Here is a 23761-nt window from a genome sequence, read left to right as displayed (position 1 = left end):
GCTGCGGCCGGGGGATCGCGGCGGGCCCTACAGTGAATATTTCCGGGCGCTGAACAACGAGCTCAAGACCAAAGGCCCGATGCGCCCGGTGTTGCTGATCGATCTGGATCGCCTCGACCACAACATCGACGTGGTGATGCGCTCGGTTAAACGCGCGGGCAAGCAGCTGCGGCTGGTGGAGAAATCGCTGCCGTCGCCGGGGCTGCTCAGCTACATCGGCCAAAGGGCCGGGACGCAACGGTTGATGTCGTTTCATCAGCCGTTTCTCAATCACGATGCACAGGTCTATCCGCAGTCCGACATCCTGCTCGGCAAGCCGTTGCCGGTGCGTTCTGCCGAGCTGTTCTACCAGACCCACAACGGCCCGTTCGACCCGGCGAAGCAACTGCAATGGTTGATCGACAACCCCGAGCGCCTGCAGCAATACCTCGCACTGGCCCAGGGATTGGGCGCGCGGATGCGGATCAACATCGAGCTGGACGTCGGCCTGCACCGGGGCGGCGTCAGTGACGTGAGCGTGCTCGGGCAGATGCTCGCGCTGATCGCCGCCAACCCGCAGCACCTGGAGTTCGCGGGGTTCATGGGTTACGACCCGTTCGTGGGCATGGGCGTGCCGGGGATTCTCGGCTCTCCCGAGGAGCTGTTCGCCAAGGTGATGGTGATTTATCAGCGCTGCGTCGACTTCACCCGGCAGCAATATCCGGCGCTGTGGCATGACGGCTTGTGCCTGAACACCGCCGGCAGCCCGAGTTATCGCATGCATGAAAATGAAAAATTGAGCAGTGAAGTGTCGGTGGGGACGGCGATGCTCAAGCCGACTCATTACGACTTGCCGTCGCTGGTCGAACATGAACCGGCCGCGTACATCGCCACCCCCGTGTTGAAAAGCACTGGGGCAGTGAATATTCCGGCGCTGGACGAAAAGTCGAAACTGTTTTCGTGGTGGGACGCCAACCAGCGCCAGACCTTTTTCATCTACGGCGGCAACTGGATGGCCGAGTTCGAATCGCCGTCCGGGCTTCAGAGCAATGGTGTTTACGGGCGCAGTTCGAATCAGGAGATGGTCAATGGTTCGAATGCCGTGGGGCTGAACGTAGAAGATCAGGTCTTTCTACGACCAACCCAGACGGAGGCCGTATTGCTGCAATTCGGTGATCTGCTGGCGGTGCGGGGGGGCAAGATTGTTGATGTGTGGCCGGTTTACACCTGAAGACTAAATTAGGCAGCGTGCTACCAATAGCAGACCCCGTCTACTGTCAGGTCTGACAGTAGACGGGGTGTGTATTGAGCGCGCCATAATTTGCTTCAGAACACCATATTTGAGGGGCGAGTATTACCTTAAGGCGTTCTTTATTCACTCCTTTTATAGATAGGTGATGCAAATGGCGACTACCGGTAGTTTTACCTTCGAAACTAATAAACATGGTAACTTCAGGGCGAACAAACTTGCGCTCAGCGAAGTCGGAAAAGTGATTAAAGTCGATGTTTCCGACGTTATTGGCCCCAAGGGTTATAGTACGCTGACGATGGAGTTTGAAAGGTTTAAGGGTACAAAGACCTTTAAAGATGAGCTGTTGCCCACAATCAGATTTCACGTCCTGACTGACAGTTACAACTTTTTCTATACCGAGAAATCTGGCTCTCTGACTGTCACCATCGAGGAGGAGGAGGTGTTGAAAATCCATGGAATGTTCAATCTCGAAATGGCTGCTTCACCCGACAGCGATCCGGCGGGGCCTAAACAAATAGACCTCACCAACGGTGTATTTAATATGAAAAACTGATTCTATGCGTTTTTCAACACTACCCAAGGCGTGGGAGCGAACAGGCTCGCCCCGCGCTTTTTACGTCTTCAGGGCCTGCTCCAACTCATTAATGAAGCTTTCATGACAAAAGTTCGGTAGCACATCGCCAGTCCGGTCATGCCTATGTAACGCGCTTGAGGGGCCCTTTGGGCGCTTTTCACAAGCCGAGGCGGGACGCCGGGAGTGAGGCAATGGGGACTATGGAACGCTACTCGAAAGTGGGCATGCAGGAACTCGATCAACGCCTGTCGAAGATCGTCGAAGCCGCGCGCAAGAAGCCGGTTTCGGTGTATCGCTACGGCGCGCCGTGGGTCTGGATCGTGTCGCAGGATGACTGGCAGGGCGCCTTGAAAGAGGTCTCCAGCTACATTCCGCCGGGGCATTCGCTGGTGCTGCTGCGCCCGCAGATCGATGACCTGTTCGACGCTCACAGCGATCTCCTGCACGACCTCAACGCCCAGCCCGGCATGCTGATCCCGGCGCAAACGGTCATGCACATCCTGCTCCTGCAACTGTTGTATTCGGTGCCGAGCGAGCAGCAGCTGTTCGAGCAACTCAATTACAACCTGCTGTTCCGCTGGTTCGTCGGCCTGGGCCTGAACCAGAAAGTCTGGAGCTACAACGTCCTCAGTCGCGACATCGCCACGCTGCTCAACGAGCCTCGTGCGGTGCTGCTCATTCAGAAAATCATTGGCGAAGTGTTCTGCGGTGCCTTGCTGCAAATGCCCGAGTTCTCCTTGAACTTCGCGCTGCTGCACACCTGGCTCGGCAAACACGCCTGCGCCCCGCACGTCAGCAACTGACGGCGGCCAGCAACCGACGCAATACACAGGGCGCCGAGACGCCAACAGGTCATCGCGAATTTCAGGGGGTAGTGTGGAGCAGATTTTCACGTCACGGCTGGCGCTGTGGGGCTGGCTGCTGGTGACGGCCGGCGTGCAGCCGGCGTTCGCCGAGGAGGCCGCAAACGCAGGTGCGCAGCGTCTGGTGGACGTCAACGAATACTTCGTGCGCGGCAACACTGTGCTCGATGCCCGGGCCATCGAAGAAGCGGTGTACCCGTTCCTCGGCCCGCAAAAAGCCCTGAGTGACATCGAAGGCGCGCGGGATGCCTTGCAGAAGGTCTATCAGGAACGCGGCTATCAATCGGTGTTCGTCGAACTGCCGGAGCAGGCGGTGGCCGACGGCATCGTCTACCTGCAAGTGAGCGAAACCAAGGTCGGCCGGGTGCGGGTGGTCGGCGCCAAACACTATTCGCCGCTGGACATCCGCGACAACGTCCCGGCGCTGAAGGAAGGCGAGGTGCCGGACTTCGCCAAGGTCCAGGGCGAACTGGCGCAACTCAACAAGACTCCGGGCCGGCAGGTGATGCCGCTGGTGCGCGAAGGTCAGCGCCCCGGGACCATGGATGTGGATCTGCAGGTCGAAGACCAGAACCCGTGGACCGCCAGCGTCGGCCTGAACAACGACTACAGCGCCGACACCGAAAAGCTGCGTGCCGTCACCAGCCTTGGTTACAACAACCTCTGGCAACTCGGCCACAGCATCAACCTGACCTACTTCACCGCGCCGCAGGACACCGACAACGCCAAGGTCTGGTCCGGCTCCTACACCGCGCCGCTGACCGACCGCTGGAGTGTGCAGCTCTCCGGTTACCAGTCCGACAGCAACGTCGCCACCATCGGCGGCAGCAACGTGCTCGGCAAGGGTCACTCCTACGGCGTGTCGGCGATTTACACCATCCCGTCCAGTGGCAGTTGGTCGAACTCGCTGTCGGCCGGCATCGACTTCAAGGACTTCGACGAACGCCTGACCCTGTCCGGCGAGAGCGACAAGGTGCCGCTGAAATACGCGCCGTTCACCTTCGCCTACAACGGCTATCGCTACACCGAAAAAAGCCAGCTCGGCCTCGGCCTGAGCCTCGTTGCGGCTACCCGCAGCATCTTCGGTTACGGCAGCTCCGACGAAGAATTCGACTACAAGCGCTACCGCGCCAAGCCGAGTTTTGCCGTGCTCAAGGGCGACACCAGTTTCACCTGGACCTTCGACAACGACTGGCAGAGCGCGAGCAAAGCCGCGTTCCAGCTGGCGTCGGGGCCACTGGTTTCCAACGAACAATTCTCTGCCGGCGGCGCGACCTCGGTTCGCGGTTATCTGGCCGCCGAACGCACCGGCGATGACGGCGTGTTGCTCAGCCAGGAAGTCCGCACACCGTCCCTGGCCAGGTACGCCGGCACCTGGATGCAGGACTGGCGCTTCTACGCCTTCGCCGAAGGCGCGCAACTGTACCTGCGCGACGAACTGCCGGATCAGGACGCCAGTTACGCCCTGGCCAGTGTCGGCCTCGGCACCCGCGCCAGCCTGAGCAAATGGCTGTCCGGCAGCGTCGACTGGGGCTACCCGCTACTCGAAGGGCCGAACACCTCGAAACAGGAATCGCGCCTGCACTTCAACCTACAGGCCACTTTCTAACAAGGAGCACCTCCATGCAGCGCCTTTTCCTTTCGTTGTTGATCTGCCTGGGCTTCGTGCTCCCGGCCACGGCTCAGGCCTGGTGGCAGGACGACTGGCATTACCGCAAACAGATTGCCGTCGACACCACGCCACAAGGTGCCGGGATCAATCAGGCCCTCGGCCGCACCGCGCTGCTGGTGCGCCTGCACACCGGCAACTTCACGTTTGACGGCGTGAAAGAGGACGGCTCGGACCTGCGCTTCGTCGCAGCCGACGACAAGACCGTGCTCAACCACCAGATCGAAAGTTTCGATGCTCTGATGGGCATGGCGCTGATCTGGGTCGACGTGCCGAATGTCGAGGGCGGTCAGCGTCAGGACATCTGGATGTATTACGGCAACCAGAAAGCCCCGGCCACCGGCAACGGCCAGCTCACTTTCGATCCGAATTACACCGCGCTTTATCACTTCGATGGCGCCACCGGCACCCCGGCCAAAGACACCACCGCCTACGGCAACACCGCGCAGAGCGCGACCGGCGCCGCGATTGACGGCGTAGTAGGGCGGGCCTTGCAGTTCAGCGGTCAGCCATTGCTGCTGCCGGCCAGTCCGTCGTTGCAGCACAACGCCGGTAGCGCATTCACCTTCAGTGCCTGGCTGCGTCTGGATCAGGCCAATGGCGAGCAACTGATCCTGGCCCGCCGCGAAGGCACCAACAGCCTGCTGGTCGGGGTGAATCAGGGCGTGCCGTTCGTGGAAATCGACGGCCAGCGCACCGTGGCCACGCAACCGCTGAATCCGGGTCAATGGCAACACGTCGCACTGACCGCTGAAGGTTCGAAAGTGACGCTGTACATCAACGGTCGCGAAGGTGCGACGCTGGCTCAAGCGATGCCGGCGTTCAACTCGGTCATGGCCATTGGCGCCGACCTGCACGAAGGTCCTTTCCAGCCGTTCGTGGGCGCCATCGACGAACTGCGCCTGTCGAAAGTCGCCCGTCCGGCACCGCTGCTGCTGGCCGACGCCACTTCCCAGGGCGCCGAGTCGAAACTGGTGGCTTATGGCGTCGATGAAGAACAGTCCGGCTTCGGTTTCGGCAGCCTCGGCTTCCTGCTCAACGCCGTGCCTGTAGACGCCTGGGTGATCATCGCGGTGCTGGTGCTGATGATGTTCCAGTCGTGGATCATCATGCTGCGCAAGAACCGCACCCTGAGCCGCGTCACCGCTGCCAACGAAGACTTCCGCGTGCAATTCGCCAAGGTCGGCACTCGTCTGGAAATGTTCGCCGACGACGCGCAACTCGCCCAGCGTCTGCAGCACTCGCCGCTGTGGCGCCTGTATCAAGTGGCGGTTAAAGAAATCCGCACCCGCCGCGAGCAGGGCGCCGATACCTCGTCCGTCTCCGCCGCGACCATCGAAGCGATCCGCTGCTCCATGGACGGCGTGCGCACCCGGGAAAACCAGCAACTGAGCTCGAAACTCTCGACCCTGTCCAACGCCATCGCCGGCGGCCCGTACATCGGCCTGCTCGGCACCGTGCTGGGGATCATGGTGGTGTTCCTCGGCACGGCCATGGCCGGTGACGTGAACATCAACGCTATCGCGCCAGGTATGGCTGCAGCCTTGCTCGCCACGGCCATGGGCCTGTTCGTCGCGATCCCGGCGCTGTTTGGCTACAACCGCCTGATCACCCGCAACAAGGAAGTCAGCGCCGACATGCGCGTGTTCGTCGACGAGTTCATCACCCGTCTGGCGGAGATGCACGGCGAAGGCCAGTCCAGTGAAGCGGCGCATCAGCGCGGTTATCACGCCAACCACTCCGTACCGGCCTGAGGAGCACTGACATGGCGTCCGTAAATGCCTCCCACGACGATGACGAAGATGCAGCGGTAGACAGCATCAACATCACGCCACTGGTGGACGTGCTGATGGTGGTGCTGGTGATGTTCATCCTCACCGCCACCGCACAGGTCTCCGGGATCCAGATCAACCTGCCCAAGGCCAGCGCCGCGGTGTCGCTGTCCGAGGCCAAGACCAAGGCGATTTCGGTCAACGACGGCGGTCAGGTGTTCCTCGACGCCTACCCGGTGACCCTGCCGGAGCTGGAAGAACGCCTGCGCATCGAGAAGGCGCAGAACCCGGACTTCCCGGTGATCGTGCGCGGCGACGCCACGGTGCAGTACCAGAAGGTCATCGAAGTGCTGGATCTGTTGCGCCGGCTCGAACTGTCCCAGGTCGGTCTCGTCACCGGCAAACCGACGCAGGGCTGAGTCATGACTGCACAGATGCCAATCGAACCGCTGCCGGTGAAGAAGTCGCCAGTGCGCTATGTGAAGTGGGGCGTCGGGCTGATCCTCGGTGCACTTGCCGCGTGGTTCCTGTGGCAGTGGGCCAACGACATGAGCGGCATCCGCCGGGAGGCGCCGAAGGTGCCGACAATCATTCCGTTGCCGCCACCGCCACCTCCGCCGCCGGAAAAACCGCCGGAGCCGGAAACCCCGGTGGAAGAAAAAGTCGTCGAGCCGGAGCCGACGCCCGAGCCACAGGAAGTGAAACCCGAGGAAGAAGCGCCGCCATCGCCGGCGGACGACCTGGCCAACCCGATGCAGATGGACGGCGACGCCCAGAGCGGCAACGACGCCTTCAACATCGGCGCGGGCAAGGGCGGCGGCATGGCAGGCGCCGGTGGTGGGCGTGTGGGCAACGGCACCTATAGCCAGTTCCTCGCGTTCACCTTCCAGAAGCTGCTTCGGGAGAACCCGGACCTGCGCAACCTCGCGTTCTCGCTGCAGGCCGATGTGTGGTTGAGCGGTGTCGGCGAGATCACCCGGGTCGAACTGGTCAAGTCCAGCGGCAACCCCGAGATCGACAGTCAGGTGCTGGCCGCGTTGCGTAACGCGCCCCATCTGAGCGAACGGCCACCGGCCTCCATCACCTTGCCTGTGCGCATGTCCCTGCAAGGGCGGCGTCCGGGTTAACCGAATTCATAAAGCTGTATGAAAAGGAGTTGTGTGCAGATGATTTCCAACGTGAATCGATTGTCCCTGGCGGTCGGCATGGTCATCGCGACCCTGGTCGGTCAGGCCGCGGCAGCGCCTGCGCCCTCGGAGAACGCCACGATCAATCTGATCCGCTTGCTGGTCGAGCAGGGCATTCTGAAACAGGACAAGGCCGACGCTTTGATCGCCCAGGCCCAGAACGAAGCGGCCCAGGCCAAGCAGGCTGCGGCATCCACTGCCGTGGCGGCCGGGCCGGTCGCCGCACCGGGCGATGTGCGGGTGCAATACGTGCCGGCCGCGGTGCGCGACCAGATCCGTGATCAGGTCAAGGCTGAAGTCATGGCCACCGCCAAGCAGGAAAACTGGGCCGCGCCCAACACCTTCCCGGACTGGGCGTCACGCATCAGCTTCGACGGCGACATCCGTCTGCGCGACGAATCGCGCTACTACTCGGGCAGCAACAGCAACGAAATCGTCGACTTCGCCCGGCTCAACAACAACGGCCCGTACGACGTGAACCCCAACAGCAGCACCGCGTTGCCGCCGTTGCTCAACACCCGTGAAGACCGCACCAACCTGTTCCGCCTGCGTGCGCGGCTGGGCATGAAGGCGCAGATTTCGCCCGAATGGACTGCCGGCATCCGCATCGGCACCGGCTCGGACAACAACCCGGTGTCGACCACCCAGAGCCTCGGCGGCGGTTTTGCCAAAAAGGACATCTGGCTCGATCAGGGTTACCTGACCTGGAAGCCGTCGGATGAACTGACCCTGACCGGTGGCCGCTTCGCCAACCCGTTCATGTCCACCGACATGCTGTATTCCAACGACCTGAACTTCGACGGTGTGGCCGCAATCTTCGACCACAAGCTCAGCCGCGACTGGGGTGTGTTCGGCACCGTCGGCGCGTTCCCGGTGGATTACACCAGCGACACCACCACCAGCAACGGCTTCGACAAGGAAGAAAGCGACAACAAGTGGCTGTACGGCGCGCAGGTCGGCGCCAAGTGGGCGATCAACAGCAACAACCGCTTGAAAGGCGCGCTGGCCTACTACCGCTTCGAAGACATTCAGGGCCAGCGCTCCAGCCCTTGCGAGCCGTGGGCCGGTGCGCCGGGCTGCGACAGCGACGGCACCCGCGCGGCGTTCATGCAGAAGGGCAACAGCGTATTCCTGCTGCGCGACATCACGCCGAACCCGCTCAACCCGAGCACCACGCCGCAGCCGCAATTCGTCGGCCTGGCTTCGGAGTTCAACCTGCTGGATCTGAACCTGGTCTGGGACGCGGACCTGCCTGCCGACTTCAAACTGCGCAGCCAGGGCAACTACATCCACAACCTCGGCTACGACGAAGGCGACATGCGCAAGCGTGCGGCCGGGCAATTGGTCAACAACCTCGACAGCAGCGGCAACATCGAAAGCGGTGCCAATGCGTGGATGGTGCAGTTCACCCTGGGCAACGCGCTGGACCTGAAGAAGCAGGGCGACTGGAACCTGTTCGCCGGCTACAAGTACATCCAGCCGGATGCCTTGCCGGACGGCTTCAACGACTCGTCGTTCCACCTCGGCGGCACCAACGCCAAGGGCTACATCCTCGGTGGCAACTACGGTCTGGCGAAGAACGTTTACGCCACCGGCCGCTGGATGAGTACCGAGGCGGTGTATGGCGCGCCGTTCGACATCGACGTCTTGCAGCTCGAGATCAACACGCGCTTCTAAGGCGCCGGGAGAGGCAAATGCACACGCGAATCTTGTTGTTGGGTCTGGGTTTGATCGTTGCCAGCGGGGCAAGCGCCGAAGGCATGGAAGAACGACTGCGCACTCAGTTGCGCAGCACCACCCAGCAGCTGCAAACCCTGCAAAGTCAGCAAGCACAGGCCAGCGCTGCGCAACTGGCGGCGCAGAACGAAGCCAAGGCAGCGCAGGCGCAAATCAAGCAATTGACCGCTGAACTGGCCAAGGCCAAAGGCCTCGCCGAGCAACTGGCCGGGCAGCAACAGAGCCTGCACAGCCAGGCCCAGGCCCAAGTGGCGGCCAGCAACGAACAGACCGGCAAGTTCAAGAAGGCCTATGACGAGCTGTTGGTCATGGCCCGTGCCAAAGAGGCAGAACGGTCTAAGCTTCAAGCGCAATTGGCCGAACGTGACACACAAGTGCAGCAATGTTCGGTCAAGAATCAGCAAATGTACGGCGTGGCCAAGCAGATCCTCACCGCCTACGAAAACATCGATGTGGCCGAGGTGATGAAGATCCGCCAGCCCTTCGCCGGCAGCGCCCGGGTCAAGTTCGATGAACTGGCTCAGGGCTTCGGCGATGACCTGTACAAGACACAATTCGATGCGCCGCAAGCTGCGATCGCGCACTGATTAAAAGACTCATAGACAAGGAAGAAGTAATGACTCAATTGATCTCCCACGTATCTCCACAATCCCTGACCGAAGTGCTGCAAGCCGCCGGTTATCGCGTCAACCAGACCGAACAGAACGGCATCGTTCAACTGCTCAGCGCCAGTCAGGGCATCGGTTATGCCGTGCGTTTCGGCAACCCGGCGGTGGTGGAGCAGGGCAGCTACGTCGACTTCACCTTCAGTTGCGCACTGCGCGTACAGGGCGAGTTGCCGGCGGGTGTGGCCGAGCAGTGGAACGCGACCCGCCGCTTTGCCCGGTTGTCGTTGCAGGGCGAGTTTCTGGTGATGGAAATGGATGTGGTGGTGGCCGCTGGCGTCAGCAGCGATTACCTGCGCGGCAACCTGGAACTGTGGGATCGCCTGTTGCAGGAGTTCATCGTTTACCTGCGTGACTTCACCCAAAACGCCGCTGCAGCCCAGGCTCCAAAGGTTGAGCAAGAGGAAGTCGCGCTGTGACGAAACCTGCCATGGTGATCAGCGCCGCTGCGGTGGCGCTATTGGTGGTGGCCGTGGCGCTGGTGGTGCGGCCGGGCAATGACCCGGTCGCCGCCCAGCAACCGGCGCCGGTCGTGGGCGCCAGTGCCGGGCCGGCGGTGGCGCGGTTGGGCAATCAGCAGGTCACGCCGGAAGAATTGCAGGCGCTGCTGGCGGCCGTACCGCCGCAAACTCGCGCGCAACTACGGGGCAATCGTGAAGCGCTGGAACGCTGGATACGTTCACGCCTGGCCGAAAAAGCCGTGCTGGAACAGGCCGACGCCCAGGGCTGGGCGCAGCGTCCGGATGTGGTGCGGCAGACCCGCGCGGCCACCGAGCAGATCGTGTTCCGGGACTATTTGCAGTCGGTGAGCAAAGTGCCGGAGGATTACCCGAGCGCTGCCGAGTTGCAGCAGGCGTATGACGCGGGCAAGGCCAACTGGCAAACGCCGACGCTGTATCGGGTCAGCCAGATTTTCCTCGGGGTGAACGAGCCGCAGAATCTTGAGGCCGTGCGCAAGCAGGCTGCGGAGTTGAGCAAGAAGGCGCAGGCATCTCCGACGGAGTTTGCAGCGATGGCCAAGGAGTTCTCTCAGGATCGGCTCACTGCTGAGCGCGGTGGCGATACGGGCTTGCAACCGTTGCAGCAGCTGGTGCCGGAAGTGCGTGGTGCCGTCGCTCGACTCAAGGTCGGTTCGGTCTCCGATCCCGTGCAAAGCAGCGCCGGGTTTCACGTGATCAAACTCACCGAACAACAACCGGCCCGCACCGCGACCCTCGACGAACTGCGTGACCAACTGACCCAGGCCTTGCGGGCACAACGTCAGGAACAGATCGCCCAGGCGTATCTGGACGGCATGCTCAATACCGCAACGCTGAGCATCGACGGGGCCGAGCTCAACAAGGTGCTGGAGGAAAAACTGTAACTCAGATTCATCTCTGAACCCTTGTGGGAGCGGGCTTGCTCGCGAAGGGGCCATGCCAGACAACTTATTCGTTGAATGACACACTGCTTTCGCGAGCAAGCCCGCTCCCACATTAGAGCCGTGACGTTTCCAAAAATACAAAGATCGACAGGGAGTCATCGATGTCATTCACCGAACCCGCAGGACGACAGGGCAGCCCCGATTTTCGCTGGCCGCAGGAAAAGGCCGAACCCTGGCTGGCGCAGGTTGCGAAGATCGAGGGCGAAATCGCGCAATACTTTCTGGTCAGCGCCCGTTGCGGCTGCTTCATGCAGGCCGCCCGCAGCCTCAACGTGCGCTCGACCCTGCTGCGCAAACAACTGGCGCAGCTTGAACAGCAACTGCAATGCGCGCTGTTCAGCTTCCAGGGCAGTGCCTTGACCCTGACCCGCGAAGGCCAGCAATTGCAGGCGCAACTGGTTGCCCTGGCCCACGAACGCAAACTGCCGGTAATCGAGCAACCCCTGATCAGGCTGGCCGTCGCCGAATCGATCCTGCACGACATCCTTGGCCGCGATCTCATCGCGCTGCTGCGCCGCAACGCCAGCGTGCGCCTCGAGATCATCGCCCTCGACAGCGAACTGGCCCTGCGCGCGGTCAGTGCCGACATCGTGCTGTGGCTCGCCCACGGCGAAACCCCGCATCCCTGCCCGACCTTCGCCACCAGTGAACCGCAACGTCTCGCGCAACTGGAATACCAGCCGCACATTGCCAAACGTTACTCCCGCGTGACTGCACGCCCGGAAAGCCCCGATGACCTCGCCGATTTCATGCTGGTGCAATGGCAGCATGACCGGCAGATCGACAGCTTCCGCCCGTGGAATGAACTGGTCGAGCAGCGGTTGGCGGGCGTGGTGCAGATGCAGTCCTACGAGCTGATGCTGGAGATGATCCGGTGCAGCGCCTGCATCGGGTTGTTACCGATGTACATGAGCCGGTTTGATCGCGGGTTGGTGGCGTTGCCGGGGTTGTTTGAGGAGGCGATGCGATTGCAGGTGTGGTTGGCGGTTAATTCCGCATCGCGGGATGTGGCTGAAGTGCAGACGTTGGTTGAGTTGATTCAGCGAACGTTCAATGAGCGGCAGGAGTGGTTTGAATAACCACGCAGGTTTTCAGATCGTTCCCACGCGGAACGTGGGAACGATCTGGTCGATCAGGGCCGGGCTTCAGCCGCCGTGTCCAGATTATCCAACGCTCGATTCACCGCCAATTCCGCCAGCATGATCAGTTGCCCGATGCCCAGCAGCACATGCCGCTGCGGCGCATCGATCATCCCGGCGAAATCGCTGGCCATGGTTTTGGCCGAGGTCAGGGTTTCGCAGGCGTCGGCCAACAGTTCTTCGCTCGGGATACCGGGGGCGATCAGGTAGCGGGTGTTGGGTTTGAGCAGCGGTTTTCTGGGGTGGAACGGATTGAGGTAGTGGTCGAGGGCGCGTTCGGCGGCTTCGTGGAATTTCTTGGAATCGAGGGTTTCGTAGGGCGAGGTCGGGTCGGTTTCGGGTGGGTTTGGCGTTGGTTTGATCATGGTGAAGCTCCTTGAGAAATGGAGCCGTCATCCTTCGCTGCTAAACGAATGAGGTGGCGGCTGTACGCGGGTTAGCAGACCAGGCTCAAGGATCCCGGCGCACCGAAGTGCCCCACGCAAGCCGCCATAAAACAGAAATGGCGAAGCCAACGTGCCTTGAAAATTAACCGAGCTGCTAAACCCGATCACTGATTCATCAGCGACCCGGAAACGATAAGACCCGGCCCCAAGGCACACAAGCCGGCGGATTCTGGCGGATGCGTAGGCAATGGCGCAAGGCGTTGTGGCTTGCCGGAAGTTTCGGTCAACGGCTTTAAACAGTCATGGCGAATCCGTGAAGAAGCGGTTTACAGTGACCGGCCACGCACTGATCCAGGAGGGATCATTCATGCCTGAGCACAACCCCGCCATTCACCTCGAACGCTTCAGCGAATCCCACGTCGAAGGCGTCACCGCCCTCTACAACGACCCGGCCGTGACCCGGCAGGTGTTGCAGATGCCGTTTCAGTCTGCCGAGATCTGGCGTCAACGACTGATGCCGGAAAACGAACGGATGGTGAAACTGGTGGCGCTGCATCAAGGTGCGGTGATCGGGCATCTCGGGCTGGAGGCTTTTTCGCGGATTCGTCGCAGCCATGCCGGCAGTGTCGGCATGGCCGTTGCGGTGGGGTGGCAGGGCAAGGGCGTCGGCTCGAAGCTGTTGGCAGCGGCGCTGGACGTGGCGGACAACTGGATGAACCTGCACCGCGTCGAGCTCTCGGTGTACGCCGACAACGAGGCGGCCATCGGCCTCTACCGCAAGTTCGGCTTCGAAACCGAAGGCCTGTTCCGTGATTACGCCGTACGCGACGGACAATGGGTCGATACCCTGAGCATGGCGCGTCTGCGTCGGGTCACGGCTTGACCAGTTGATCCGACTCTACGTATTGGAACGTTGCCTCAGCGGAAGGCGTCGACGGCGGAAACAAGCGAATCACCGGCACCCAGATTCTGGCGGTCGTGGAATCGTAAAAATCCTTCTGATTGCCTTGTGCCTCTGCAAGCCCGGCATTGGTGCCGCCGGCTATGAAGAAGAACGCCATGAGCGGGAATGTGTCTTGCAGGTTCTGTGGCCAGGTCTTGATCACGATTTCATTCTGTTCGGAGAAATGCGCAGGCATCTGGCTCAACATTCCCCTTGCGCGTACCGATTGATAGAAGGGCACTCCCGCCGGTTTGCCGGTGGCTTCGGAAACGTCAAACCCGCATTGCCGCAGATGGTGACTGTCAGGTGAGGTGTCCCATACGTTCTTCCATTGTTCGGCGGTGGCAACCCCGGCACTCTGGCAGCGCTGGCTCGTAGCGGGAAACGAGACATAGGGGCCGCAGGGCGTTGTCCGGTTCCAGGTCCAGCCATCTATCGGAAACGAGCAAAGCACATCGAGATCGACTTTGTCCCAGGGGGCGCCGAAGATCGGGTACAGCATGAAACCGTTACCTTTGCCCCAGGCCAGTCGCCCGAATTTCGAGTCGGCCCTGAGGTAGGAAAACGAAACCCCTCCGTTTTTGACTGACGTCGGACTGGGGTTCCAGACATGATGGGTGTCGCCGGGATTCTTGTCCGTGACTCGAAAGATGATGCCGGAGCAGAGAAACGCAGGTCGATTGTCGTTCTTGTCGCAGTTCGGAAACTGGCGGTTGTAGAGCGTGTTCAACAATTCGACCACTTGGGGGCCGGTCATCGCAGCGTGCGGATTGTTGCTGGTAATCCGTGGGAGCGTTGACTGGGTGTCGACCTGGGTACAACCGAGAACTATTGCAATCAGTAGCGCTTGAACGATGTGCTTCACGCTGATTGCTTTCAGGCTGCTCATCTTGAATCTCCTTATGCTGTTCAAGGGGCTACTTCAGGCAATGGCTCCTCATGGTTGCAGCCCGCTGCCACGGTTTTGGTAAGCCCTACATCCGGGCGCCAGGGCTCCAGGTTCCACTCCGGTTTGTCCCGCGCAACCATCAGATGGCAAATCAATTGGTGGCGCAGGCCGTGGGTGTTCGTCCAGTAACGGCTGTTGGAATAATCACGGGTGAGTTCATCCCACAAATAGGCCGTGCCTTCCGGAGGTGTTCGTCGGGCGCAGTCGGTTGGCTTGATGGAAATCGTCCACTCGTAGTTCCGGTATATCCATCGCGCGCTGGCGACGTAACTCGAGCAACGCTCCACTGTCTGGATGTAGCTGTCCGCTGCAGAGCGGGGGGATGTGTGAACCTCGACTGGCTGAGTTGCCACTTGTGCGCAACCGACGAGCAGCGCCAGGGGCAGTGTGCTGATTATTTTGTGCATGATGTTGCCCCCTTACAGAATGACCCTCAGATACCAGGAGAAAATATGAGGCTCGCTTGTACCGGTTTTATGAAGTGTGTAATTGAACAAGCCCAGTTTTCCTCTGTTACTACTGATCCACTGCGGTGGAACGACGATGTCTTGATAGGAAGTCGTGGTGATCGGAAATTCGGCGCTGTCTTGACGAACATTGTCCACCGTCAGTGAGATGCGTACCGAATACCGGCCATCAAGTGCGGGGAAGTAAGTCCTGAGATTGGTTTTGCTGCCGTTGAGTGTCGGTTCTGGAAGCTGGTATTTCTGGCCGGTAACGCTAAGGCCCAGATCTCTGGAAGGTTTCTCGGCAGGATCACTGGGCGTTGCAACGGTGTACCAGACCCTTGCGTTGGTAGAGATACAGTCAACCACGGCATGTCGAGGTACCAGGAACGTCAGTGTTTCACCGGCAGAGGCTACGGTTTGAATTTCGCTGCCATATGTCCAGTTGCGTCCCTGCCAATAGACTTTGACGGTCTGGCCCCGATCGGAGCCTGTGTACGCCACCTGCACCGTTGCGTTCTGGACGCTGTAGAAGTCCCGCACGAAGTTGATCACTGTGCCGTTTGAATCCCTGGCTTCCAGTACTTTGGGCATGAGCAGGTCGAGGGGAGGCTGTTTCACATGGACGTTGATGTAGGTGGGTGCTGACCAGATGGCCTGCGGGCCTGAGGAGTCGCCGAGGCTGGTTTCCACACGGTATCGAAGTTCGAATTTGTTATTGTCCTGTGCGAAGTCCGGGGCGAAGAGCTTTATCTGTACATAGCCAAGTTGAAGGTCTGTTGCAGTGACTGTCTGTGTTTTAAGCCCACCGTCGAGATAGAGGGTGGCGACATCACCTATTCGCATGTGGATATAGCGCATTCTGACATCGACCCCGTTTGCAGCCTCCGTGGGACCTACGTTCGTGTGGGACACGGTAAAGGTCAGATTCGGATTTGCTCCGGGGCCCGCCACTTCTCCTCCCGGGCGCGGAATGTAGACGAGCGTAAGCAGATCAATTGAATCTGTTCCTCCGGGCTGGACTGAGTTCCTGGCCTGCACTACCACTATGTTGATGCCGTTATTGAAATAAGCTTTAGGCACGTCATAGAAAAAGGGCTTGCCTTCCTCTCCCGGTTGGATCGTTTTCATGAAGATGGGATTGCCTTTGTTGATGATCAGCCATCCACTATCGTTCGCTGCCTGTTGGTCCCAGGCAACAATCTCAAGGCGGAGCAAATCGCCAGGTGAGGTGAAGAGTGTAAGTGGTACACCGAAGTGAATCGTCTGAGCGGGGTTGGGGGGGTAAACGGGATTCAGAATCCCCCCGACAACTTTGGCGGGATACACCACAAACGGACTGTTCATCTTCTGCACTCCGGTTTCCGTGACGGTAGTTGCATGCGTTGCAACGGGTTCCGTCATCAAACATCACCGGATCATGTGTGCCTACTGTCAGATCTGACAGGTGAAGCGTGAAAAGACCTGCCGTTCGTCTTTTTTCTGGTGAGACGCGGTTCAACACGTCGGTGTCCCGAGGCGTTCCCACGCATAGCGTGGGAACGATTAACGCTGAAGCACCTCACATCTCGAGATTGACCCACCCCGGCTTCGCCACCTCCGGCGCCACCGCTTTCACGGTCTTGCCGGTGGCCAACTCAACCCGCCGCGCCACTTCCGGATCATCGGCAAACGGCGTCAGGCTCGCATCATCCAGGCTTTCAGCCGTTTCGTGGCGCAAGCAATACTCCACCGACAGCCACAAGAACAGTACGCCCAACACATTCAAGACAATATCGAACATGACCGGCTCCCTTGATCAGGCGATCTGCGCTTCACGGTGGGCAATCGCAACATCCGCCACCCGCACCGTGCGCCACACGTTGTAGGCCATCAGCAACATGCCCGTCAGGAAGAACACCCCGCCGGCAAACCGTACGACAAACCCCGGATGGCTGGCCTGCAGCGCCTCGACGAACGAGTAGGTCAGCGTGCCGTCTTCGTTGATCGCCCGCCACATCAGGCCCTGTGTAATCCCGTTGACCCACATCGACGCGATGTACAACACAGTGCCGATGGTCGCCAGCCAGAAGTGCAGGTTGATCAGCGGTGTGCTGTGCATCCGCTCGCGGCCGAAGACCTTGGGCACCATGTGGTAGGTCGCGCCGAAGGTGATCATCGCCACCCAGCCGAGGGCGCCGGCGTGTACGTGGCCGATGGTCCAGTCGGTGTAGTGGGAGAGGGCGTTGACGGTCTTGATCGCCATCATCGGGCCTTCGAAGGTCGACATGCCGTAGAACGCCAGCGACAGAACGAGGAAGCGCAGAATCGGGTCGGTGCGCAACTGATGCCAGGCACCCGACAGCGTCATCATCCCGTTGATCATCCCGCCCCAGCTCGGCGCCAGCAGGATCAGCGACATCGCCATGCCCAACGATTGGGCCCAGTCCGGCAGCGCGGTGTAGTGCAAGTGGTGCGGACCGGCCCAGATGTACAGGGTGATCAGCGCCCAGAAATGCACGATCGACAACCGGTACGAATACACCGGCCGATTGACCTGCTTGGGCACGAAGTAATACATCATCCCGAGGAACCCGGTAGTCAGGAAGAACCCCACCGCGTTGTGCCCGTACCACCACTGCACCATGGCATCGGTGGCGCCGGAATACACCGGATAGGACTTGAACCAGTCCACGGGAATCGACAGGTGATTGACCACGTGCAGCATGGCGATCACCAGGATGAATGCACCGAAGAACCAGTTGCCGACGTAGATGTGCTTGGTCTTGCGTTGCACCACCGTGGTGAAGAACACGATGGCATACGCGACCCAGACCACCGCCATCCACACCGCGCCGGAGAATTCGATCTCGGCGTATTCCTTGGTGGTGGTGTAGCCCATCGGCAGGGTGACCAGCATGATCACGATCACCGATTGCCAGCCCCAGAAGGTGAAGGCTGCGAGCTTGTCCGAGTACAGCCGCACCTGGCAGGTTCGCTGCACCGCGTAATAGCTGGCGGCGAATTGTGCGCTGCCGGCGAAACCGAAAATCACAAGGCTGGTGTGCAACGGTCGCAAGCGGCCGAAGGTGGTCCACGGCAAGTCCAGATTCATGTCCGGCCATACCAGTTGCGAGGCGATCCATACCCCCATCGCCATGCCCACGACACCCCAGAAAACCGTCGCGATGACGAATTGGCGGACGACCTTGTAGTTATAAGCCTGTCCGATTGTTGCTGTGCTCATGGTCAATTCTTCCACGGTCAAAGTCTTGCCAGGCCACCCGGTCTGGCACGAGCTGCACTGTAGAAACCCCGCCAGAAACAAAACAGGCTCAGGAATTGTTCATTTATGCAGATCAGATCGAAGCGCTGCCTGCGGCCATCTGCCGCGCCCTGATACGGTTTTTATGCGTTCAGGTGAATCTGTTGTGCACTGCGCCGTTCGTCCATAGTCGTAAAAAATCCTGCGGGAGCGGGCTTGCTCGCGAATGCGGTGTGTCAGGCACACCGCATTCGCGAGCAAGCCCGCTCCCGCAGTTTTAACCGTGATCAAAACTGATGAGGTAGCCGCTGCATGTACCAGTACGATGATTACGACCGGGCGCTGGTGTTCGAGCGCGTTGCGCAGTTTCGCGATCAGGTCGAGCGCTTCATGGGCGGGGAGTTGAGCGAAGAAGAGTTTCTGCCGCTGCGTCTGCAGAACGGCCTGTACATGCAAAAGCACGCCTACATGCTGCGGGTGGCCATTCCTTACGGCACGCTGAGCGCTGAACAGATGCGCACTTTGGCGAGCATCGCCAGTGACTACGACCGTGGTTACGGCCACTTCACCACGCGGCAGAACATGCAGTTCAACTGGATCGAACTGCACGAAGTCCCGGACATCCTCGAACGCCTGGCGCAGGTCAACATGCATGCGATCCAGACCTCGGGCAACTGCGTGCGCAACATCACCACCGAAGCCTTCGCCGGGGTCGCGGCGGACGAGTTGATCGACCCGCGTCCGCTGGCGGAGATCCTGCGGCAGTGGTCGACGATCAACCCGGAATTCCTGTTCCTGCCGCGCAAGTTCAAGATCGCCATCTGCTCGGCGAAGCAGGACCGCGCGGCGATCATGATGCACGACATTGGCCTCTACCTTTACCCCGGTCGGGACGGGCAGATGCTGCTGCGGGTGATCGTCGGCGGTGGTCTGGGGCGTACGCCGATCCTCGGCTTGCAGATCCGCGACGGCCTGCCTTGGCAGCATTTGCTGTCCTATGTCGAGGCGGTGCTGCGGGTCTACAACCGCCACGGTCGGCGCGACAACAAGTACAAGGCGCGGATCAAGATTCTGGTCAAGGCGCTGGGCATCGAGGCGTTCGCCAAGGAAGTCGAAGAAGAATGGCAGCACCTCAAGGACGGCCCGGCGCAACTGACCGAGGATGAATACCTGCGGGTTGCCAACGCCTTTGTGCCGCCAAGCTATCGCACGCTGGCCGGCACCGATCTGGATTTCGGCACGCACCTGGCCGACAACCCTGCGTTCGCCCGCTGGGTTGCACGCAACGTTCAACCGCACAAGGTTCCGGGCTACACCAGCGTGGTGCTGTCGACCAAACCGGGCGTTGCGGCCGCACCGGGGGATGTCACCGGTTTGCAGATGCTGGCCGTGGCCGACTGGTCCGAGCGTTTCGGTTTTGGCGAAATCCGCATCGCCCACGAGCAGAACATCGTCCTGCCTGACGTGCCCAAATCAGAGCTGTATGCGCTGTGGCAACTGGCGAAAGAGCAGGGGCTGGGCGCCGCCAACGTCGGCCTGCTGACCGACATCATTGCCTGCCCCGGCGGTGATTTCTGTGCGCTGGCCAACGCCAAGTCGATCCCGATTGCCCAGGCGATCCAGGCGCGCTTCGACAATCTCGATTACCTGCATGATCTGGGCGACATCAGCCTGAACATCTCCGGTTGCATGAACGCTTGCGGCCATCACCACATCGGCAACATCGGGATCTTGGGCGTCGATAAAAACGGCAGCGAGTGGTATCAGATCACCCTCGGCGGCGCCCAAGGCAAAAATAGCGCGCTGGGCAAAGTCATCGGCCCGTCGTTCAGCGCCGCCGAGGTGCCGCAGGTGATCGAGCGGATCATCGGCACCTTCGTCCGTTACCGCGAGGCCGAAGAACTGTTTGTCGATACCGTGGCACGCATCGGCCTGGAGCCGTTCAAGGAACGGGTCTACCCGAAAGCGCTGGAGGTGCCGGCATGAACAATCTACTGCGGATGGAGGAGGGCGGGGCGCGGATCGTGCTCGACGATCCGTGGACGCTGATCCGTTCACCTGAAACAGCGCACGGTTCCGGGATGCTGATTCTGCCGCTGGCCCACTGGCTCGAATCACCCTCGACCCATGCAGTCTGGCTGGGCCCGGACGATAGCGTCGAAAGTCTGCTGCCATGGTTGACCTCGCTGCCACTGATCGCCCTCGATTTCCCGAGTTTCCGTGACGGTCGCGCCTATAGCCAGGCCTACCTGCTGCGCAGTCGTTTTGGTTGGAAGGGCGAGTTGCGGGCGATTGGCGATGTGCTGCGCGACCAGCTCAGCCACATGCGCCAGTGCGGTTTCGACAGCTTCGCGGTGCGCGAGGACAAATCCGCCGAGGATGCGCTCAAGGGGCTGGCGGGGATGAGCGTGTTGTACGGGCGCTCGGTGATAGAGCCGCGGCCGTTGTTTCGGCGCAGGTGATACAGGGGAAACCCTTAGAACCCTGATGAATCGGGGATTTTTCCTTGGGTCGATGCTGGCCTTTTGGTAGAGTCCCCGTCGCCAGCGGGTTTTCGGCTGGGCGACGGAGCGAAGAAGGGAGTCTGATCAGTGGGTCCGGGCAAAAAGATTCTGGGCCTCACCGCGTTGCTTTTGATGCTGACGCTGTGGGCCGGTTACATCTACGTATTCAACGAAAACCGTGGCGGTCAGCTCGGCGGCGTCGGCGAAAGCACCGCGTGGTGCGGCACGCCGCCGTCCTCGGATGCAGCGTTGCTGGGCAAGGATCAACTGACCCTGCGCATCACCAACAACCTGCGCGGCGAGTTCATGCTCAGCGGTGCGGTGGTGGTCTCCGAGCGCACCTTCAACCGCTATGACCTGGGCCGCAACGAACTGCGTCTGCGCCTGGAACCGTTGCAGTGGTCCTACGGCGTTACGCCAATCTTCCTTGAGCAAGTGAAGGTTCTGCCGCTTAGCCGCAACCTCGCCTCGACCGACAAGAGCGCCTTCGCCCAGCTCGAATCGCGTCCGATCGGCGTTCAGGGCCGGGTCACCGAGTTTCCTTTCGACACCTATCGTTACGGCTACAAACCGGTGCTGTATTACGTCAAGGGCAACGAGCGCGTCGACCTGCGCTTCAAGAACATCACCACGCTGATGGAGATGTCCAACACCTTCACGCCGATCCAGAAGTACAACCGCGCCGACTACATCAACGAGAAAAACGTGATGGTTCGCGACGAGGACTACAAAGCCTACGGCCACCACGAATGCGCGTTCAGCGTCGAGCGCAAAGGCGCGTTCAAGGTTGTGGTGCTGTTGATGTTGCTGGTGCTGTGCCTGCCGTTGCTGCTGGTGTTCTACCGCGACGAGCCGGGTATCGACTTCCTCGCCACCCTGGTGGGCATCGGCGTAGTGCGTACGGTGCTGGTGGGGCCGGTGCAGGATTTCCAGCTGTACAACATCGACTTCCTGTTCGGCGCGGCGCTGCTGCTGGTGGGCACGGTGTCGCTGATCAAGGCGATGCGGCTTCACAGTCGGCGGGAGATGGCGTTGCGCAGCGGGGAGACGTCGACCTGGTGAATCTGATCTGAATCGGGTTCTATCGTGCTTCAGTCCGGGGGCGGGATTCATTTCCCGTCCGGCAAGCGCAAAGCCTGTGGTTTTAGCTATACCTGTAACTCCCCGATGCAATAAATCAGGCCTTCTGACAGGAGTTACAGCATGAAGCTAGCCCTAATGATGAGCACCCTGTGCATTGCCACGCTTGGCGTGGTGGGTTGCTCCAGCAAGACCGTCGCTCCGGACGAGTATTCAGGCTTCCTCAAGGACTACAGCCAACTCAAGGAGGCCAAGTCACCGTCCGGTGCCGAGGTGATGCGCTGGGTCGATCCCAAACTCGATATCAACAAGTTCACCAGCGTCTATATCGAACCGACCCAGCTTTATCCCAAGCCTCAGCCAACGGTAAAAATCCCGCAACAGACCCTCAACGGCATCACGGCTTACTATGATCAGGCGCTCAAGCGTGAAGTGGGCAAATCCCTGCCGTTGGCCAGCGGGCCCGGTCCGGGTGTGATCGTGGTCCGCGCGGCCATCACCGCCGTCAGCAGCAAGACCGAGGGCCTGCATGCCTATGAAGTGATCCCGATTGCCTTGGTGGCGGCAGCGGTCACGACCGCCAGCGGCAGCCGCGATCAGGAAACCACCCTGGCCACCGAAGCGGTGTTCCTCGATGGCGGCAACAACAAGGTGGTGGCGCAGGTCGTGCGCAAGGGCACCGGCAAACCTCTGGAAAACGATTCTCAGGTCATGAAGGCCGATGACGTGAAAGCCGTGATCGATGGCTGGGCGTCGGACATGCACCAGTCCTATCTGAAAATGAAGTCAAAATAAGGTGAGCCTGATGGCCTCCACGGCGTGAGTCGTGGAGGCCGGTTTGCGAGAACGGGGCTGTCAGTGTTTTTTCGCCTGCTCGCGAATCCGCTCTTCCTGCTCGCGCAGTTCCGGGGTGAACTCGGCGCCAAAGTCTTCGGGGCAGAATATCTGGCGAATCTCGATCTCGGCCTCGGTGCCCGGCATTGGATTGGGGCAACGCTTGACCCACTCGATGGCTTCTTCCTTCGATTTCACGTCCCAGATCCAGTAACCGGCGATCAGCTCCTTGGTTTCGGCGAACGGGCCGTCGATCACGCTGCGTTTTTCGCCGCTGAACCGTACCCGGGCGCCCTTGCTGCTCGGGTGCAGGCCATCGGCGGAAACCAGGATGCCGGCCTTGGACAGTTCTTCGTTGTAGTTGCCCATGTCGGTCAGCAACTGTTCGCTGGGCATCACGCCGGCTTCGGAATCCTGGCTGGCTTTGACAATGATCATGAAGCGCATGGTGTTTCTCCGTGAGAAAGGGGGGATTCATTGCTTTGTCGAACGGCCAGGGCTTGAATCGACAGCTCGTTAAAGAAAAGATGCAGAACCGCGTTTTAACAAGCATCGCCTTCATACGGAATGTGTCCGCCATGCCCACCCTGGAACTCACCACGCTGATCCCCGATCGCACCCCGGAAGAAGTGCTCGATTTCTGTCTGGAGGGCGTCAATTTCCCGAAGATTTTCCCGGAGCGCGTTACGCCGCTGGGGGACATCGACCTGAACAACCTGCGCATCGAGGAGGGCCGGCAATTTCGTTTCCGGCACTGGATGTTCAACCTGATCCCGTCGAACTGGACGGTGACGATCCGCGAAGTCGGCGACACGCATTTTGTCGATGAAATGCTCAAGGGGCCTTTGCGTGCCTTTCGTCATGAACATCGGGTGGCAGCGGGCGAGGGCGGTACGCTGTACACCGACCGCGTGACGTATTCGGCGATTGGCGGGGCGTTCAGCGAAGGACTGCTGGTGAACGGTTACATGCGCCGCATCTTCGAGGCCCGGCATCGCAACATGCTGCAATTGCTCGGTTAGCGCTCAAGGTTGTATCCAATCTTGAGCGATGGCACATGACAATTTCAGTTCAGGCATAGGTCGTCGGACAATTTCGTGGTTAACTTCCGCCTC

At 60.4% G+C, this 23761-nt stretch carries 25 protein-coding genes; 18 read left to right on the top strand and 7 right to left on the bottom strand.

Going from position 1 to position 23761, the window contains the following annotated elements; translation table 11 throughout:
• Position 1: 1 nt before the first annotated feature.
• The 12 genes from OQ248_RS26275 to OQ248_RS26220 all read left to right on the top strand — a co-directional run bounded on the left by OQ248_RS26275 (position 2) and on the right by OQ248_RS26220 (position 12200).
• Positions 2–1210 (top strand): DSD1 family PLP-dependent enzyme, encoded by a 1209-nt coding sequence (locus tag OQ248_RS26275; RefSeq protein WP_265815148.1) that lies wholly within the window; start codon positions 2–4, stop codon positions 1208–1210.
• A gap of 172 nt (positions 1211–1382) precedes the next feature.
• Positions 1383–1784 (top strand): hypothetical protein, encoded by a 402-nt coding sequence (locus OQ248_RS26270; RefSeq protein WP_265814592.1) that lies wholly within the window; start codon positions 1383–1385, stop codon positions 1782–1784.
• Between the two features lie 212 nt (positions 1785–1996).
• Complete coding sequence (locus tag OQ248_RS26265) at positions 1997–2608, top strand: transposase (RefSeq protein WP_265814591.1); 612 nt, start codon at positions 1997–1999, stop codon at positions 2606–2608.
• Between the two features lie 73 nt (positions 2609–2681).
• Positions 2682–4277, top strand: coding sequence for a ShlB/FhaC/HecB family hemolysin secretion/activation protein (locus OQ248_RS26260; protein ID WP_265814590.1), 1596 nt, complete (start codon positions 2682–2684; stop codon positions 4275–4277).
• Positions 4278–4291: 14 nt separating this feature from the next.
• Complete coding sequence (locus OQ248_RS26255; RefSeq protein WP_265814589.1) at positions 4292–6091, top strand: MotA/TolQ/ExbB proton channel family protein; 1800 nt, start codon at positions 4292–4294, stop codon at positions 6089–6091.
• An 11-nt stretch (positions 6092–6102) separates the two neighbouring features.
• Entirely contained in the window at positions 6103–6528 is a 426-nt protein-coding gene (locus OQ248_RS26250; protein ID WP_007955109.1) for a biopolymer transporter ExbD, read from the top strand.
• 3 nt (positions 6529–6531) lie between these two features.
• A complete protein-coding gene (locus OQ248_RS26245) occupies positions 6532–7236 on the top strand; it encodes an energy transducer TonB (protein WP_119426244.1) in 705 nt (234 codons plus the stop codon).
• A gap of 39 nt (positions 7237–7275) precedes the next feature.
• A complete protein-coding gene (locus OQ248_RS26240; RefSeq protein ID WP_265814588.1) occupies positions 7276–8973 on the top strand; it encodes a putative porin in 1698 nt (565 codons plus the stop codon).
• Positions 8974–8990: 17 nt separating this feature from the next.
• Positions 8991–9620 carry a DNA repair protein gene (locus OQ248_RS26235; RefSeq protein ID WP_114882639.1) on the top strand — a complete coding sequence of 210 codons (630 nt, stop codon included), beginning with the start codon at positions 8991–8993 and terminating at the stop codon, positions 9618–9620.
• Positions 9621–9649: 29 nt separating this feature from the next.
• Complete coding sequence (locus OQ248_RS26230; protein WP_265814587.1) at positions 9650–10117, top strand: YbjN domain-containing protein; 468 nt, start codon at positions 9650–9652, stop codon at positions 10115–10117.
• A complete protein-coding gene (locus OQ248_RS26225) occupies positions 10114–11061 on the top strand; it encodes a peptidylprolyl isomerase (RefSeq protein ID WP_265814586.1) in 948 nt (315 codons plus the stop codon). Before OQ248_RS26230 ends, OQ248_RS26225 begins: the two co-directional genes overlap by 4 nt.
• A 161-nt stretch (positions 11062–11222) precedes the next feature.
• Positions 11223–12200: a LysR family transcriptional regulator gene (locus tag OQ248_RS26220; RefSeq protein ID WP_265814585.1), complete on the top strand. Its 978-nt coding sequence runs from the start codon at positions 11223–11225 to the stop codon at positions 12198–12200.
• Positions 12201–12253: 53 nt separating this feature from the next.
• Here OQ248_RS26220 and OQ248_RS26215 read toward each other — a convergent pair whose 3' ends face one another.
• Positions 12254–12625: a hypothetical protein gene (locus OQ248_RS26215; RefSeq protein ID WP_265814584.1), complete on the bottom strand. Its 372-nt coding sequence runs from the start codon at positions 12623–12625 to the stop codon at positions 12254–12256.
• Positions 12626–13013: 388 nt separating this feature from the next.
• Here OQ248_RS26215 and OQ248_RS26210 point away from each other — a divergent pair, with 388 nt between their 5' ends.
• Positions 13014–13529: a GNAT family N-acetyltransferase gene (locus OQ248_RS26210; protein WP_265814583.1), complete on the top strand. Its 516-nt coding sequence runs from the start codon at positions 13014–13016 to the stop codon at positions 13527–13529.
• Here the strand turns inward: OQ248_RS26210 and OQ248_RS26205 are convergent.
• The 5 genes from OQ248_RS26205 to ccoN all read right to left on the bottom strand — a co-directional run bounded on the left by OQ248_RS26205 (position 13519) and on the right by ccoN (position 18210).
• A complete protein-coding gene (locus tag OQ248_RS26205) occupies positions 13519–14478 on the bottom strand; it encodes a halovibrin HvnC (protein ID WP_265814582.1) in 960 nt (319 codons plus the stop codon). The genes OQ248_RS26210 and OQ248_RS26205 overlap by 11 nt on opposite strands.
• 20 nt (positions 14479–14498) lie before the next feature.
• On the bottom strand, positions 14499–14945 hold the full coding sequence (locus tag OQ248_RS26200) for a DUF2599 domain-containing protein (RefSeq protein ID WP_265814581.1): 447 nt from the start codon (positions 14943–14945) through the stop codon (positions 14499–14501).
• 12 nt (positions 14946–14957) lie between these two features.
• The gene (locus OQ248_RS26195; RefSeq protein WP_265814580.1) at positions 14958–16331 is read right to left on the bottom strand and encodes a hypothetical protein; all 1374 of its coding nucleotides are present in this window, start codon (positions 16329–16331) and stop codon (positions 14958–14960) included.
• A 214-nt stretch (positions 16332–16545) separates the two neighbouring features.
• Complete coding sequence (locus OQ248_RS26190) at positions 16546–16767, bottom strand: CcoQ/FixQ family Cbb3-type cytochrome c oxidase assembly chaperone (protein WP_085708239.1); 222 nt, start codon at positions 16765–16767, stop codon at positions 16546–16548.
• 15 nt (positions 16768–16782) lie between these two features.
• Positions 16783–18210, bottom strand: coding sequence for a cytochrome-c oxidase, cbb3-type subunit I (gene ccoN, locus OQ248_RS26185; RefSeq protein WP_134826679.1), 1428 nt, complete (start codon positions 18208–18210; stop codon positions 16783–16785).
• Positions 18211–18540: 330 nt separating this feature from the next.
• Between ccoN and OQ248_RS26180 the strand changes: the two genes are divergently transcribed.
• From OQ248_RS26180 to OQ248_RS26165, 4 genes are all read left to right on the top strand, one after another.
• On the top strand, positions 18541–20214 hold the full coding sequence (locus tag OQ248_RS26180) for a nitrite/sulfite reductase (RefSeq protein ID WP_265814579.1): 1674 nt from the start codon (positions 18541–18543) through the stop codon (positions 20212–20214).
• Entirely contained in the window at positions 20211–20690 is a 480-nt protein-coding gene (locus tag OQ248_RS26175; protein ID WP_265814578.1) for a DUF934 domain-containing protein, read from the top strand. The genes OQ248_RS26180 and OQ248_RS26175 overlap by 4 nt, the downstream gene beginning before the upstream one ends.
• A 129-nt stretch (positions 20691–20819) precedes the next feature.
• Entirely contained in the window at positions 20820–21794 is a 975-nt protein-coding gene (locus OQ248_RS26170; RefSeq protein WP_085708235.1) for a hypothetical protein, read from the top strand.
• A gap of 141 nt (positions 21795–21935) precedes the next feature.
• Positions 21936–22607 carry a DUF3313 domain-containing protein gene (locus OQ248_RS26165; RefSeq protein WP_248739542.1) on the top strand — a complete coding sequence of 224 codons (672 nt, stop codon included), beginning with the start codon at positions 21936–21938 and terminating at the stop codon, positions 22605–22607.
• A 60-nt stretch (positions 22608–22667) separates the two neighbouring features.
• On the opposite strand, the gene OQ248_RS26160 is transcribed toward OQ248_RS26165, so the two are convergent.
• Positions 22668–23093, bottom strand: a complete 426-nt coding sequence (locus tag OQ248_RS26160) for a YciI family protein (RefSeq protein ID WP_085708233.1) — start codon at positions 23091–23093, stop codon at positions 22668–22670.
• A gap of 131 nt (positions 23094–23224) precedes the next feature.
• Between OQ248_RS26160 and OQ248_RS26155 the strand changes: the two genes are divergently transcribed.
• Entirely contained in the window at positions 23225–23668 is a 444-nt protein-coding gene (locus OQ248_RS26155) for an SRPBCC family protein (protein WP_265814577.1), read from the top strand.
• The last annotated feature ends 93 nt before the right edge of the window (positions 23669–23761 follow it).

Source organism: Pseudomonas sp. COW5, from assembly GCF_026240005.1.
Taxonomy (GTDB): domain Bacteria; phylum Pseudomonadota; class Gammaproteobacteria; order Pseudomonadales; family Pseudomonadaceae; genus Aquipseudomonas; species Aquipseudomonas kribbensis.
Note: the sequence above shows the minus strand (reverse complement) of the source record. Positions and strands in the feature narration are given on the sequence as shown.